This window comes from Acinetobacter sp. 789_lipA, from assembly GCF_058242845.1.
Genome location: NZ_JBZAYS010000001.1, coordinates 2507403 through 2522727 on the forward strand (window position 1 = coordinate 2507403; position 15325 = coordinate 2522727).

General features: G+C 41.1%; 14 protein-coding genes, 2 tRNA genes, 1 rRNA gene and 1 pseudogene. 13 read left to right on the forward strand and 5 right to left on the reverse strand.

Annotated elements, in window-relative coordinates:
* The first annotated feature begins 23 nt into the window (after positions 1–23).
* Genes AC4CUZ_RS12190 through trpB form a run of 5 tightly spaced genes read left to right on the forward strand, consistent with a single transcriptional unit; the run spans position 24 to position 4064 of the window.
* On the forward strand, positions 24–332 hold the full coding sequence (locus AC4CUZ_RS12190) for a YcgL domain-containing protein (RefSeq protein ID WP_279698139.1): 309 nt from the start codon (positions 24–26) through the stop codon (positions 330–332).
* 22 nt (positions 333–354) lie between these two features.
* Entirely contained in the window at positions 355–738 is a 384-nt protein-coding gene (locus AC4CUZ_RS12195) for a hypothetical protein (RefSeq protein WP_058951935.1), read from the forward strand.
* A 22-nt stretch (positions 739–760) separates the two neighbouring features.
* A complete protein-coding gene (locus AC4CUZ_RS12200; protein ID WP_490747651.1) occupies positions 761–1612 on the forward strand; it encodes an AAA family ATPase in 852 nt (283 codons plus the stop codon).
* A gap of 13 nt (positions 1613–1625) precedes the next feature.
* Positions 1626–2813 carry a vWA domain-containing protein gene (locus AC4CUZ_RS12205; RefSeq protein ID WP_004984640.1) on the forward strand — a complete coding sequence of 396 codons (1188 nt, stop codon included), beginning with the start codon at positions 1626–1628 and terminating at the stop codon, positions 2811–2813.
* A 42-nt stretch (positions 2814–2855) separates the two neighbouring features.
* On the forward strand, positions 2856–4064 hold the full coding sequence (gene trpB, locus AC4CUZ_RS12210; RefSeq protein WP_490747652.1) for a tryptophan synthase subunit beta: 1209 nt from the start codon (positions 2856–2858) through the stop codon (positions 4062–4064).
* Positions 4065–4189: 125 nt separating this feature from the next.
* On the opposite strand, the gene AC4CUZ_RS12215 is transcribed toward trpB, so the two are convergent.
* The 3 genes from AC4CUZ_RS12215 to AC4CUZ_RS12225 form a co-directional block, all read right to left on the reverse strand.
* The gene (locus AC4CUZ_RS12215) at positions 4190–4621 is read right to left on the reverse strand and encodes a CBS domain-containing protein (RefSeq protein ID WP_114837284.1); all 432 of its coding nucleotides are present in this window, start codon (positions 4619–4621) and stop codon (positions 4190–4192) included.
* Between the two features lie 131 nt (positions 4622–4752).
* The gene (locus AC4CUZ_RS12220; protein ID WP_114837285.1) at positions 4753–5133 is read right to left on the reverse strand and encodes a DUF2750 domain-containing protein; all 381 of its coding nucleotides are present in this window, start codon (positions 5131–5133) and stop codon (positions 4753–4755) included.
* A gap of 140 nt (positions 5134–5273) precedes the next feature.
* A complete protein-coding gene (locus AC4CUZ_RS12225) occupies positions 5274–5507 on the reverse strand; it encodes an SEL1-like repeat protein (RefSeq protein WP_004697075.1) in 234 nt (77 codons plus the stop codon).
* Positions 5508–5724: 217 nt separating this feature from the next.
* On the opposite strand from AC4CUZ_RS12225, the gene AC4CUZ_RS12230 reads away from it, so the two are divergent.
* The gene (locus AC4CUZ_RS12230; protein WP_004697078.1) at positions 5725–6084 is read left to right on the forward strand and encodes a hypothetical protein; all 360 of its coding nucleotides are present in this window, start codon (positions 5725–5727) and stop codon (positions 6082–6084) included.
* Between the two features lie 377 nt (positions 6085–6461).
* Here the strand turns inward: AC4CUZ_RS12230 and AC4CUZ_RS12235 are convergent, their stop codons facing one another.
* Both AC4CUZ_RS12235 and AC4CUZ_RS12240 read right to left on the reverse strand, forming a co-directional pair.
* A complete protein-coding gene (locus AC4CUZ_RS12235; protein WP_279692280.1) occupies positions 6462–8054 on the reverse strand; it encodes a M16 family metallopeptidase in 1593 nt (530 codons plus the stop codon).
* A gap of 11 nt (positions 8055–8065) precedes the next feature.
* The gene (locus AC4CUZ_RS12240; protein ID WP_490747653.1) at positions 8066–9433 is read right to left on the reverse strand and encodes a M16 family metallopeptidase; all 1368 of its coding nucleotides are present in this window, start codon (positions 9431–9433) and stop codon (positions 8066–8068) included.
* A 195-nt stretch (positions 9434–9628) separates the two neighbouring features.
* Here AC4CUZ_RS12240 and ftsY point away from each other — a divergent pair, with 195 nt between their 5' ends.
* The 7 genes and pseudogenes from ftsY to AC4CUZ_RS12275 all read left to right on the forward strand — a co-directional run bounded on the left by ftsY (position 9629) and on the right by AC4CUZ_RS12275 (position 15185).
* Complete coding sequence (ftsY, locus tag AC4CUZ_RS12245; protein WP_490747654.1) at positions 9629–10735, forward strand: signal recognition particle-docking protein FtsY; 1107 nt, start codon at positions 9629–9631, stop codon at positions 10733–10735.
* Between the two features lie 194 nt (positions 10736–10929).
* A pseudogene (locus AC4CUZ_RS12250) lies at positions 10930–11324 on the forward strand (hypothetical protein).
* Positions 11325–11481: 157 nt separating this feature from the next.
* On the forward strand, positions 11482–12075 hold the full coding sequence (locus AC4CUZ_RS12255) for a nitroreductase family protein (RefSeq protein WP_004697089.1): 594 nt from the start codon (positions 11482–11484) through the stop codon (positions 12073–12075).
* A 197-nt stretch (positions 12076–12272) separates the two neighbouring features.
* Positions 12273–12935, forward strand: a complete 663-nt coding sequence (locus tag AC4CUZ_RS12260) for a DUF2057 family protein (protein ID WP_004697090.1) — start codon at positions 12273–12275, stop codon at positions 12933–12935.
* 430 nt (positions 12936–13365) lie between these two features.
* A 16S ribosomal RNA gene (locus tag AC4CUZ_RS12265) occupies positions 13366–14903 on the forward strand.
* 61 nt (positions 14904–14964) lie between these two features.
* Positions 14965–15041: transfer RNA gene (locus tag AC4CUZ_RS12270), tRNA-Ile, on the forward strand.
* A 68-nt stretch (positions 15042–15109) separates the two neighbouring features.
* Positions 15110–15185 (forward strand) — tRNA-Ala (locus AC4CUZ_RS12275).
* The last annotated feature ends 140 nt before the right edge of the window (positions 15186–15325 follow it).

A 15325-nucleotide genomic window follows, 5' to 3' on the forward strand; every position in this document is an offset into this window, starting at 1 on the left:
GTTATTTGAGTGCTGTTTTAGATATGCAATGTTCTATTTATAAATCAAGTAAAAAAGATGAAATGTATCTTTATATTGCTTGTCCAACTGAAGCCGATCAAGCCGTTGAAGATTTTAGCCCATTGAATGTTTTACCTGAAGCTGTTCGTGTTGCATTTGGTCGAGCGACTTTTGTGATGTCATTAGAGCTGAGTGAAGCGCGTAAATTGGCCCGTGTAAATGTATTGCATGTCATGGATTCGATTCAAACTCAAGGCTTCTTTCTACAAATGCCGCCAGAAGGATTAATCAATCCGAACGCTGCGGCACCAGAAGGCCTTCGTGGCGCATAAAGCATAATTCAGGAGTTGCACCGTGGATAGTTTTCTTTCAATGCTCGATTCAATTCCTGAAGACAGTATTGCTGTCACAGTTTACCTTTTGGGCAGTTTGCTGATTTTGTGGTGTTGGTATTCCATTGCCACACGTCTACCGAAGCTGTTGGGTGGCATCACATGGATGATGATCTTTGCCATTTTATTGACGCCAACGGTTTCCGAAGGGCCAAATTCATCGATTGCACCGGCTATTTTTGGCTTGCTTTTCGGTGTGTTAACGAAAGAATCAGCACTCATTTGGTCAAATTTGTCACTGATTCTCTTTGTCATGGGTGTGGGGCTTGTGATCGGTTTCTTTTGGTCAAAATATGTGGCTAATAAAACCAAAGTAGTTATCAGTAACAATCATTCACCGCTGTAATTAATAAAAATAAGGTTTAATCATGTCTGTTGAAACACAACAATTTACGGGTACAGATCAGTACATCGCTACCGATAGTTTAAAACTTGCTGTAAAAGCTGCACGTAGCTTACAAAAGCCTTTATTGGTCAAAGGTGAGCCGGGTACGGGCAAAACTTTACTGGCTGAACAAGTGGCTGAGAGCTTAGGCTTAAAATTATTGACTTGGCACATCAAGTCAACCACAAAAGCCCAGCAAGGTTTATATGAGTATGATGCGGTTTCACGTCTACGTGACAGCCAACTGGGTGACGACCGTGTTTATGACATTAAAAACTATATTAAACCGGGTAAATTGTGGGAAGCATTCACCAGTGAAGAACGTTGTGTTTTATTGATTGATGAAATTGATAAGGCGGACATTGAGTTTCCAAACGACTTGTTGCATGAATTGGATAAGATGTCTTTCTATGTATATGAGACGGGCGAAACCATTACTGCATCACAACGTCCTATTGTGATTATTACTTCAAATAATGAAAAAGAACTTCCAGACGCATTCTTGCGTCGTTGTTTCTTCCATTATATTGAATTTCCAGACGACGCAACCATGCGTGAAATTATCGATGTTCATTTCCCGCAAATTTCAACGGCATTGGTCAATGAAGCATTACAAGTTTTCTTCAAATTACGTCAAGTTCCGGGTCTAAAAAAACCACCATCAACCTCTGAGTTGATTGACTGGTTAAGCTTGCTCATGGCCGACGATATGCCAGAAGATGTACTGCGTAATCATGATAAGTCTAAAGCCATTCCACCTTTATATGGCGCACTCATTAAAAACGAACAAGATGTACAGTTGCTTGAGCGTTTAGCCTTCACGTCACGTCGCTAAAGGAGAAACACGCATGTTTGTGCGCTTGTTTTATACCTTACGCAAATACGGTGTTCCTGTCTCGACGCGTGAACTGATCGATTTGAATGAAGCTGTTGCTTCAGGTTTGGTCTTTGCCGATCAAGAAGAGTTTTATCAACTCGCCAAAACCATTATGGTGAAAGATGAACGCTTCTTTGACAAATTTGACCGAGGTATGAAGGACTATTTTGATGGAATTTCAACTTTTGATTTAGATGATTTACTCAATAAAGTTCAAAAGTTACCGAAAGACTGGTTCGATTTAGAACTCTTAGAAAAGCATCTAACTCCTGAGCAGCGTGAAGAATTAAAGAAAGCAGGTTCATTAGAAGAACTCATGAAAATGCTGGAAGAACGCTTGCGTGAACAGCATAAGAAACATCAGGGTGGAAACAAGATGATCGGCACTGGAGGAACGTCTCCATTTGGTGCTTATGGTGATCATCCTGAAGGGGTGCGTATTGGTGGGCCGGGACGTAAACGTTCTGCTGTAAAAGTTTGGGAACAACGTAAATATCAGAATTTGGATGATGATCAAATTCTCGGAACGCGTCAGATGCAAATGGCATTGCGTCGTTTGCGTAAGTTTGCCAGACAAGGTGCGGCTGAAGAGTTAGACATCGACGGTACAATTCGTGAAACCGCGAAGCAAGGCATACTCGATGTGCAGCTCGTGCCTGAACGTCGTAATCGCATTAAGGTGCTGATGTTGTTTGATGTGGGTGGATCGATGGATTCACACATTGCACAATGCGAAAAACTTTTTAGTGCGGCGAAAACTGAGTTTAAAACCTTAGAGTATTTCTATTTCCATAACTGTTTATATGACTATGTTTGGAAAGACAATGTACGTCGCTCAAGCACCCGAATGAATACATGGGATTTATTCAATACCTATGGACGCGACTATCGTGTAATTGTGGTTGGGGATGCTTCTATGGCACCTTATGAGCTCAATTCTGTGGGTGGTTCGGTTGAATATATGAATGATGAAGCAGGCAATGTTTGGCTACAGCGTTTACGTAACCATTTTGAAAAAACAGCATGGTTGAACCCAGAAGAAGATCGTTATTGGCATTACACCCATACGATTGGTTTGATTAAGCAAATTTTTGAAGACCATATGTACCCAATGACCCTCAAAGGCGTTGAGGATATGACTAAGTATTTAGCACGATAAAGCTGGAAAGAAAGCACATTTTAAGAATAAGGATCATAAAAAATGGATCATCAAATTAATGGTATTGCTTTGCCGAATGACGCGGGCTTTTTTGGGAACTATGGCGGTCAGTTTATCCCACCTCACTTAAAAGTGGCAATGGATGACATTAAAGTCGCTTACGAGCAAATTCGTGTAACAGAAGAATTTCAAACTGAACTTGCTGAACTGTTTGCACACTATGTTGGTCGTCCAAGTCCGTTGTTTTATGCAAAACGGTTATCTGAACAGTTGGGCGGGGCAAAGATATATCTAAAGGGTGAAGACTTAAACCACACAGGCGCACATAAAATTAATCACTGTTTGGGTGAAGCGCTGCTTGCAAAATATATGGGTAAAACCAAAGTGATTGCAGAAACGGGTGCAGGTCAACACGGCGTTGCATTAGCAACAGCCTGTGCTTTGGTGGGGATTCCATGTGAAATTCATATGGGGCAGGTGGATATTGAAAAAGAACATCCCAATGTCGTCAAAATGAAAATCCTTGGAGCAACACTCATTTCAGTGACACGTGGTACTGCAACATTGAAAGATGCTGTGGACAGTGCTTTTGAAGAGTATTTAAAAGATCCAACCCATTATATCTATGCTATTGGTTCGGTTGTTGGGCCACATCCATTTCCAATGATGGTGCGAGACTTCCAGTCGATTATTGGTAAAGAAATTAAAGCACAAACCCATGATCGCTTTGGTGCTAACCCAGATTATATGGTTGCATGTGTGGGTGGCGGTTCAAATGCTATGGGTGCTTTCACCGCATTTTTAAACGATGTAGATGTGAAACTGATTGGTGTCGAACCAGCAGGTCATGGTTTAGATACCGACATGCACTCGGCAACCTTAACTTTAGGTAAACCAAGTCAGATTCATGGTATGGCGTGTTATGTACTTGAAAATGATCAAGGTGAACCGTTACCAGTGCATTCGATTGCTTCAGGTTTAGATTATCCTGGTGTCGGGCCACAGCACAGTCTACTGAAAGACTTGGGTCGTGTTGAATACACCACTGCGACTGATCAAGAGTGCTTGGATGCATTTATGCGGTTGTCGCGAGTTGAAGGAATTGTACCTGCGCTTGAAAGTTCACATGCCGTGGCGTGGGTACTTCGTGAAGCTCCAAAGTTGGCCAAAGATATTAAAATTGTGGTGAACGTATCTGGTCGTGGCGACAAAGATGCAGACTATGTTGCTGCAAAATTAGGTCTGAATTAAATTTTAAGCCTCTCATAGTTATATAAAAATCCCTACTTAGAGCAGGGATTTTTTATGATCTCGTTTTTATCATTAATAGCCAATGCTGAGTATATGTTTATGCTTGAACACCTAAACATTAAAACTTAACCTGAAATATACTGTTGTAGTTGCTCAATCAGTTTCTTTTGATCATCCATTGCCGCTTTTACCAAGTCACCAATAGAAATGAGTCCTAATAATTTATCTTGTTCAACCACAGGCAAGTGACGTAGGTGGCGATCTGTCATCAGGTCTAAACATTCTTCAACCGTAACTGCTGTTGTGACCGTCAGTACTTTTGCTGTCATAATTTCATTGACTGTGGTTTGCTTTGAAGTACGTTCCATCAACATGACTTTGCGCATATAGTCACGTTCGGACAATATACCTACAACACGTTCTTCTTGTGTGACCACAAGTGCACCAATGCCTTTATCTGCCATAAGTGAAATTGCTTCAAGAACCGTGGCTTCAGGGCTGATGGTGTAGATTGCTTGATGTGCTTTATCTTTTAATACTTGAGCAACATTGGTCATAGGGCATATCCTCAGTTGTGGTTATTGTTTTATATTTAAATTAGCGCGATTTAAAAAAAAAGCAAATACTTTACAGTCATAGCTCTCAATAAAATAATAAGTTCATTGAACTTTATTGTTCTCAATGAACCTTAAGCTGGCTCTAGAATAGCGTCATTGAAGAAAAAGTGACGCATTTGAGACGTACTGAGCTTCATACGCTTTGTGCCATTACATAGCGCAGGGGTGACTTTTAAGCGTGATAGAGTAGGCAGTAATGCGCTCTGGAAATCCTGCGGTGTGATTTTTTTAGGAATATAGTTTGGCCAGTGCAATTGAGCATATTGATGTGCGTGTAAACCATTGAGCCAAAAAGGGAAAACATAGTCATCATGATCTGAGGTCATCGCCCAGCCTTGCTGTTCAGTGTTGTAAAGCCCCCAAAGAATACCGCAGTACATCATGCCTCTTAGAATATTGATTTTTAAATATAAATGATTTGAAATCGGTTGGAGTTTTAAAATTTTGTACATAGCGTTATGTCAGTAAGGAACATGACGCTATTTTAAATAATTAAGATGAAAGTTCAGTGTAAGCTTTGCATAACTATGTAAATAAATATGTCATATCAAAATGTTAGCCTCAAAAAAAACGCCACCTAGGTGACGTTTTATTATGCTTTCATGGTGGCAAGCTGTTGCCAGTATTGTGCTTTCAGCGAGTCACGTTCTACGCGGAAACCTTGATAATAAAGTTCTGCCAAAAACAGTGCTGCTTTACCGTGGCCAGCGCGTGCAACGCTTTCTAACTGTTGTACTGCTTCTACGAAGTTCATTTGTGATTGAATGGTGTTTACTGCATCCGCATACGCATGTTCTAAGTCATGATGAGAGATTTGTTGAATCATATTAAGCTCCTTATTCTAATTATGATCACTTAAAGGTAATTTTACCTTTAGATATAAATATCACGCTAATGTTAAATATTTATTACAAATTGCTGGAATTGTCAAATATATTGTCGAGTATTCTTTATCTTATTTTGTTTACATGATTAAACAATGAACAATCAAAAGATTGAATATGATAATAAAACAGGAAACTGTATTTTATAAGGAGAATAACATGACAAATACATTAGACGGTTTTGATTTTGATATGCCTCCAACTGTTTCTCAAATTGTAGCGTTGGCGCAATATCACCGAACGCTATTAGATGAAGCAGTTTTCCATCAAGAAATTCATCTTGGGGATTTTTGTTTGGCACAACGTAAACGAGTTTATGATTTCACACGTCAGCTTGATGAAAATCAACGGGCTGATTTTTATGAAACATACAATGGGGAGCTAAGACGTATTGCCGATGACGATCCTGCACACCCTGCAGATGCAGAAAATGGTGTTGGGGCTTTCGCCATTATGATTGCATTGGGGGTAATTGCCTTGGTGCTCTATTTTGCAGTTATTCGTAGCATTGTTGGTTAGACTTTTGCTTTACAAACAATCTGACTTGCTGAAATTATGTCCTCTTTAGCATTAATGGGGGGCATTTTTCAGCATTTCAACTTGTGATTATGCAATTCGCTACTTACACTAGTTTCACTAGAGGTAGGTTATGCACATTGCGATCCAAAAAATTCTTAAATTAAAATCACAGATTACGCTTGTACAAATTTATAATGGTCTGATGGCATCGATCATTATGCTTATTGTCATTTTATCGAGTATTGCCTTATCTCGACCCATTTCTCCAAGCCAATTTGAAAATGTAAGTCGCTTATCTCATCAAGCGACTTTCCCAGAAACACAAGAGATGGCACAAGATCTGGTTTTGGAAAACCAGATTTCCTATATTGATTACTTTAGATTAATGCAGGCTCATCAGTTTGAACAGAATCGGGCGAAGCAGCTTCCGGCATTGGCTCCGGAGGTTCAATAATCGCAGGAATTTGATCAGGATGCGGTATGCTTTGCTTAATGTTCGGATCAAGATTCAATTCTAAAATATGTCGAAGTTGCTCTTTATCTAAGGCGTTACTGACAATCACAAGGGTAAGACTCTCAGGGTGAATATGTTTACGTATCGCATTTTGAACATCTAAAGGCGTGATTGTAGCTAAACGTTTTGGGTAGTCTGCTAAATAATTCGCATCTTGCTGATAAAACCCTATAGAGCCGAGTTGTGCATTGATGTTTGCATTGCTGCTATAGCTGTTAGGTAGGCTGCGTAACATACCGGCTTTAGTTTCTTCTAACTGCTGTGCATCAATTGGTTGATGGACAAAGTCAACTAGGGCTTTATGCGCCACTTGTATGCTGTCCATGAGCTGATCTTGCTGGGTTGAATAACTTAGACTAAAACTTCCAGCCGCTTGACTAAATGTAAAAGCACTGTTTGCTCCATAGGTGTATCCACGTTTAACGCGTAGTTCTTTCATTAAAATGGAGCTAAATCCACCCCCACCCAACATACGGTTAGCCAGTTCGAGCGCCAAACGATCAGGATCATCCCGCGTGGTTGATAGATGTCCCATGGTGACGTGGGCTTGAGTTGAATTAAATACAATATGTTGAATATCAAAGTTAGGTTTATCTTGTGGTACAGCAAGTGGCTTTGCTTCTTTACCTTGCGGAAGGGCTGCACTTATTCGTTCAGCCAGTTTCTGCGCTTGTTTAACACTGAGTTGGCCTGTCAGTGCAATATTCATATTTTGACTAACCAGAAATTCATCTCTGAATTTTTTTAAGTGCTGAGTCGTAATTTTTTTAATACTGCCATTGGTTCCCGTAATCGGTTCCGCATAAGGGTGTGAACCGTAGAGCGCACGATAGAAACGAATGCTCATCAATCGACTCGGGCTCTCTTTCAATTGCTTCTGACCTACTTGAGTATTGCTCACCATCAAACTAATACTGTTATTTTTAAAAGTAGAGTCTTTTAATACTTCAAGCATCGTACTTACCGCAGCATCTAGTTTTTTAGGGTCAGACAACGAACGCAGTCGAACCACAAACATGTCACGGTGTGCAGCTACACTAAAACGAGCCCCGACTTGTTCAAAGGCATTCGCGATTTCAACTGCATCACGTTGCGTAGTGCCTTCATCGATGAGTTGTGCCGCCATATTGGCAACGCCATATAGTCCTTTTTCTACTTCTATATCTCGTGCAGAGCCTGCATTAAAGGTAAGTTGAATATCCACCATAGGTAAGGCGGGTGACTCAACAAATAGACTTCGAACTTTGTATTTGTTTTTAAGTTCATGTACATGTGGTGCTGTATAAAGGTCGCTAGTTTGAACTTGTTTTAAGCTTTGTAGAGAAGCAATAGACTGTAATGTACGTGGGTCATCATTGCTAACACTACTTGTACTTACATCTGCAATTACATTGGTAGTGCAAAAAGCAGACATGGTAATAAATAGCAGGCGAAAGGCGGTCTTTTGATTTTTCATTATTTTGCGGCCTACTTTTCTGGTTCAAGGTACAACGTACTTAAGTTATCTCTGATAAAAGCAGTTTGAGCAACGTGCTGAATATCTTCAGGTGTAACCGCTTCAAAATGCTGTGGAAGCTGATCCATTAGTCGATAATTCAAGCCATTCACGGCTAAGTTTCCAATCATCTTTGCTTGCCCGATAATGTCATCTTGGCCATAAATTAAGTTTGCAACAAAGCGTGTGCTAATCCGTTCAAGCTCTTGTGGTTGAACAAGTTCTGTTTTGAGTCGCTCAATTTCATATTCAATGGCTTTTTGTAGCTCAGGAAGTTCCACGCCAGTGACTGGAAGTGCAGAGATACTAAACAAACTGTCTCCACGGTTATAGGGGTCATAACTGACACTCAGTGCGGTCGCTAATTTTTTGTCGCGTACAAGGCGTTGTTGTAATCGAGAGCTGATCCCGCTATCTAACAAGCTTCGAATAAGTGTGAGCGCGTAAACATTTTCTGGATTGCTTGCTGTTGCAAGCGATTTGACATTCCAAGCCATATATAAATTTGGCACCTCAACATTGGTATTTTGCTCCATATGACGGTAGCCAACGTTCTCAAACTCAGTCACATCATTGCGTACAGGTGTTGGATGGCTTTTGATGTCACCAAAGTATTTTTGAACTTGTCTGAGGGCGGATTCTGCATTGACATCACCCACAATCACCAAGATCGCATTGTTTGGGCTATACCATTTTTGATACCACTGCTTCACGTCATCTAGACTTATATTTTGCAAGTGTTTCATGTGGCCAATGACGGGTTGACGATAGTGACTCGTGGGATACGAAATCCATTTGAAACGTTCGAAAGCGAGTGAGCGGGGGTTGTCATCGGTACGCAGGCGTCGCTCTTCCATCACCACTTTAATTTCAGGGTCAAAGTCTTGTTTCCGTAGTAAGAGATTGCGCATACGATCCGCTTCAAGCTCTAAAGCCATCGGAAAGTAAGTTTTGGGATAAAGCTGATAGTAATTGGTGTAATTGGTAAATGTTGCGGCATTTACTGTACCGCCATAAATTCGACTTAAGCGACTGAATTCGTCATTGGGGACCTTGGATGTGCCTTTAAACATCATATGTTCCAGTACGTGCGAAATACCCGTTATATTTCCAGACTCATCAGTGCTACCGACTTTGTACCAAATTTGGGTCATGACCATCGGGGAGCGGTGATCTTCACGGATAATCACCTGTAAGCCATTGCTTAAAGTGGTTTCAAAACTACTGCGGGTAAGTTCGCTGCGTATTTGTGCATGGGTGGTAATAGGTAAACAAAGTAGAGTTAAACCCAGTGCAACTAAACTTTTTTTATAAGAATGCGTGACTAATAAGTGATGCATATAAAATTTGGGCTCAGGTTGAAGTGAAGTTAAAGCATTTCAATAAATAACCATTCTTAAGAAAAATGCGAAGTAGATCAAGCGCCAGAAGTATTGATTTGTTAAGTGTTTACATAAAGTATTGTTGCTAAGCGAAAGCCTATCTTTTATGGTAGAATCCGTCTTTTTTAACGCAGTGCTTTTCAAGGATTCGGCATGCAACAGCAATCTAATGAGCAGAACAAATTTTTGATTGATGCTGATATCGGGGATGACGATGTCACACTACCAAGTTTACCTGTGGTCAATGTGCCAATCGTTGAAACAAAAGAGCAAACAGTTGTTAGTCCAGTTGTGGTTGCTGAAACAAGCGCAGAAGAAGCAGATGCATCTGCAAAAGGCGGTTTCTTTAGCCGCATGAAAGAAGGGTTAACCAAAACCCGTAAAAACCTTGCCGATGGTATGGTCAATATTTTGATCGGCGGTAAGGAAATTGATGATGAACTGCTTGAAGAAGTTGAAGAACAGCTTCTAGTAGCTGATATCGGTGTTGATGCAACGAAAATCATTATTACCAACTTAACTGAACGTACTGCACGTGGCGATTTAATTTACTCGCACTCACTATATAAAGCACTTCAGGAAGAGTTGGTGGCATTACTTGCACCACGTGTGAAACCTTTACATATCGATCCGAACAAAACGCCTTATGTGATTTTAGTGGTGGGTGTAAACGGTGTGGGTAAAACCACAACCATTGGTAAATTGGCAAAACGTTTACAAGGTGAAGGCAAGAAAGTGATGCTTGCTGCGGGGGATACTTTCCGTGCGGCAGCGACTGAACAGCTTCAAATTTGGGGTGAACGTAATAATATTGCTGTAGTCGCACAGGGTCATGGCGCTGATAGCGCTTCCGTAATTTTCGATGCGTTTGAAAGTGCGCGTGCGAAAGGTGTTGATGTCTTGATTGCAGATACCGCAGGTCGTTTACATAACAAAGGGCATCTCATGCAAGAGTTGACCAAAGTAAAACGTGTCATGCAAAAAATCGATGCGACTGCGCCACACGAAGTTATGTTGGTGGTCGATGCAGGAACAGGTCAAAATGCGATTAATCAAGTAGAAATGTTTGATGAGGCAGTTGGTTTGACAGGCCTGACGATTACCAAACTCGACGGCACTGCGAAAGGTGGTGTACTATTTAATATTGCCAGTCGTACGCATGTTCCAATTCGCTTCATTGGTGTTGGTGAGAAAATTGACGACTTACGTCCATTCTCTGCAAAATCCTTTGTTGCTGCTTTGTTCGAAACAGAGAAATAAGATTCAACAATACTGTTTTTAAAGTGTTAGATCAGTCACATAAACTCCGCTAAATGCGGAGTTTATTTTTTTATTCAATTTGTTTGTCTTAAAAACAAACATTTAGGAATCACTTAATGAATATAAGTGATTCTCCTGAGATTACACTAACGTCTAACACAATAGGCATCACTGTACATTTTGGGGAACACGGTATGGCTTTATTACATAAAATTGGGCAAGTTCTAACAACGGATTTAACCAAAGACTTAAAATTTAAAAAAATCACGCAGAAGACCTAAAACAAACCACATTTATCGATCAACTAAAAAAGCGCCGTAGTATTTATGTTTTAGGGAAGCGTGTGCATTTAAGTCAGGTGTATTTAGCTGAATTGATCCAATATGCTGTATGGACATGTTTAGCAGATGCAGGTTTAGGTGCCTCATTGCAACATTATAACCCAAGTATTGATGCTGACATTTCTAAGATTTTTGAGCTTCCAAAACATTGGCTATTACGTGCCCAATTAGTCTTTGGTTCGATAGAGGAAAAAGTCGCAGAAAAAGAACATCATAGAGACGAAGAGCGCTTTATGATCTATACATGATGACACGAGGTAATCTTTATTGGCCTAGACCTGTGGCATATTGTTCTATTTTTAAGACACTATGTCGCTGAATTAAGCATGTTCAAATTCAAAATAATAGCTATGATGAATATGAATCTGCATATAACAAGATCGAGAGATCGCTGAGGAAAATAACATGTCATTTTTAGACCACATCAAACAACGTCGTACCATTTATGCTGTTGGTAAAAATGTAGCATTAACACCAGAACAAATTGAATCTGTAATTAAAGAAGCAGTGAATCACAGTCCGTCTGCATTTAACTCACAGACTTCTCGTATTGTAACTTTGTTTGGTGAGTCGCATTTACAATTTTGGAATATCGTGCGTGAAACTTTACGTAAAATTGTTCCAGAAGCTGCTTTTGAAGGCACAAATGCCAAAATTAATAGCTTTGCTGCAGGCTATGGTACGGTTTTATTTTATGAAGACCAAGATGTTGTAAAAGCATTGCAGGAACAATTTGCGCTTTATGCAGATAATTTCCCAGTGTGGTCTGAACATTCTTCTGCAATTGCTCAATTTGCCGTATGGACTGCGTTATCTGAACAAAATATTGGTGCGTCATTACAGCACTACAATCCAATCGTAGATGCTGAGATTACAGAGATCTTCGATATCCCCGCAAATTGGAAACTCCGTGCTCAACTTGTTTTTGGTTCGATTGAAGCACCTGCAGGTGAGAAAACATTTATGGCGGAAGTGGATCGCTTTAAAACATTTAATTAATAGCTAGTCATTAAAATGAAAAAGAGCAGAGTTGATCTGCTCTTTTTTTGTTTAGGGATTTATCTTTAAAATATCAAAGCTTAGCAATATATATTGTAGTTGCGAGTTGGTTCTAAGCTCAGAAATTGTCATAAAATTGTCATTTATACACTGCATAGTGCAACTAAACTTTAATAAACCATCGATAGAGTGTAAAAATGACCTTACGCATAACCCTTGTAACAGCAGCATTGATGTTGAGTACTTCAGTATTTTCAGCAGTGACTATTACTGCCCCAGAGGAAATAAAAATTGAAGGCTTAAATGGGCAAGAGGTTAAGAGTCGTTTATTCAGTTCTGACAATAAATATAATATTGATGCAGGTGAGAATATTATCAGTGTTCGCTATACCCAGTTTTTTGAAGAGCATCCAGGTATTGGCTCACACGATATCGTTCGCTCAGGGATTGTGAATATTAAGACCCCAATTTTACAAGACCAACAGTCTTACCGTTTGGCACTGATCAGTCCTCCGCAAAACCATGATGATGCCAAGGCTTATGCTAAGCAGCCGATTTTTGGTCTCTACAATGCCAAGAATCAGTTACTGGTTGAGCAAAAGGGCAGTAAAACTCAAAATGCAGGCATTCTTCAAAATTTATTTAGCGACGCACCAACCGATTTAACTCAAAAAGCAACGATAGTGGTACAGCCTGCACCGGTCTATACATCACAAGCTGTTGTGGCTAAAGCTGGGACAGAGAAACAAAAAGATCTACCAAGCCCTAGCAACGCTCAACAATTAATTAATACTTGGAAAAGTGCATCTAAAACTGAACGACAAGCGTTTATGGCTTGGCTGGCTGAACAAGCACAGTAGCTTTTACATAGTCTAAATAAAAACAGCATTAGCTGTTTTTATTATTTGGATAGCGCATTTATATAGTGAATAAGTCGACAATATTGTACATGGTTTAATCAAAATCAAGTGTTTTGATTTAAAAATAATCAATCAAATGGTTTTTTGGAGCTATTTGTATGAAATGACTTGCGCTGCAAATAAATCTGTATAGAATACGCAGCATACCAACGCAATGCAGTGAATAACTTGAAGCGAAGGCCTTGCTGATGACGAATCAGTAAGAAGATCATTAAGAGATTATGAAGAACAACTTGTGTGGATTTTTACTGATTGATCGATCGAAAATATTTCATTGATTGATGGTAAGAATTACTCGAAGTTTATTTGAGAAATATTTGTCAGAAAATTGATGAGCCAAGATTTGTAGCCATAAGCTACTAATGATTTTTAACTGAAGAGTTTGATCATGGCTCAGATTGAACGCTGGCGGCAGGCTTAACACATGCAAGTCGAGCGGGGAAGTATAGCTTGCTATACGACCTAGCGGCGGACGGGTGAGTAATGCTTAGGAATCTGCCTATTAGTGGGGGACAACATTCCGAAAGGAATGCTAATACCGCATACGCCCTACGGGGGAAAGCAGGGGATCTTCGGACCTTGCGCTAATAGATGAGCCTAAGTCAGATTAGCTAGTTGGTGGGGTAAAGGCCTACCAAGGCGACGATCTGTAGCGGGTCTGAGAGGATGATCCGCCACACTGGGACTGAGACACGGCCCAGACTCCTACGGGAGGCAGCAGTGGGGAATATTGGACAATGGGCGAAAGCCTGATCCAGCCATGCCGCGTGTGTGAAGAAGGCCTTTTGGTTGTAAAGCACTTTAAGCGAGGAGGAGGCTACTTGGATTAATACTCTAGGATAGTGGACGTTACTCGCAGAATAAGCACCGGCTAACTCTGTGCCAGCAGCCGCGGTAATACAGAGGGTGCGAGCGTTAATCGGATTTACTGGGCGTAAAGCGTGCGTAGGCGGCTTCTTAAGTCGGATGTGAAATCCCTGAGCTTAACTTAGGAATTGCATTCGATACTGGGAAGCTAGAGTATGGGAGAGGATGGTAGAATTCCAGGTGTAGCGGTGAAATGCGTAGAGATCTGGAGGAATACCGATGGCGAAGGCAGCCATCTGGCCTAATACTGACGCTGAGGTACGAAAGCATGGGGAGCAAACAGGATTAGATACCCTGGTAGTCCATGCCGTAAACGATGTCTACTAGCCGTTGGGGCCTTTGAGGCTTTAGTGGCGCAGCTAACGCGATAAGTAGACCGCCTGGGGAGTACGGTCGCAAGACTAAAACTCAAATGAATTGACGGGGGCCCGCACAAGCGGTGGAGCATGTGGTTTAATTCGATGCAACGCGAAGAACCTTACCTGGTCTTGACATAGTAAGAACTTTCCAGAGATGGATTGGTGCCTTCGGGAACTTACATACAGGTGCTGCATGGCTGTCGTCAGCTCGTGTCGTGAGATGTTGGGTTAAGTCCCGCAACGAGCGCAACCCTTTTCCTTATTTGCCAGCGGGTTAAGCCGGGAACTTTAAGGATACTGCCAGTGACAAACTGGAGGAAGGCGGGGACGACGTCAAGTCATCATGGCCCTTACGACCAGGGCTACACACGTGCTACAATGGTCGGTACAAAGGGTTGCTACCTAGCGATAGGATGCTAATCTCAAAAAGCCGATCGTAGTCCGGATTGGAGTCTGCAACTCGACTCCATGAAGTCGGAATCGCTAGTAATCGCGGATCAGAATGCCGCGGTGAATACGTTCCCGGGCCTTGTACACACCGCCCGTCACACCATGGGAATTTGTTGCACCAGAAGTAGGTAGTCTAACCGCAAGGAGGACGCTTACCACGGTGTGGCCGATGACTGGGGTGAAGTCGTAACAAGGTAGCCGTAGGGGAACCTGCGGCTGGATCACCTCCTTAACGAAAGATTGACGATTGGTAAGAATCCACAACAAGTTGTTCTTCATGACGATGTATCTGAGGGTCTGTAGCTCAGTTGGTTAGAGCACACGCTTGATAAGCGTGGGGTCACAAGTTCAAGTCTTGTCAGACCCACCAAATCTGACTAACAAGCATTGTTAAATGCTGAATACAGAAAAACAGAGACATTGACTTATTGATAAGCTGGGGACTTAGCTTAGTTGGTAGAGCGCCTGCTTTGCACGCAGGAGGTCAGGAGTTCGACTCTCCTAGTCTCCACCATATATTGTTCTTCAATATATAAGCTAAGTAGTTAGATTATAGAAATTAGTAAGAGGTAGACATTGGTTTACATTTTATTAACTTCTGTGATTTATCACAGTTTCCTGACCTGACGAAGGCTGGAAAAATCATTAACAGAA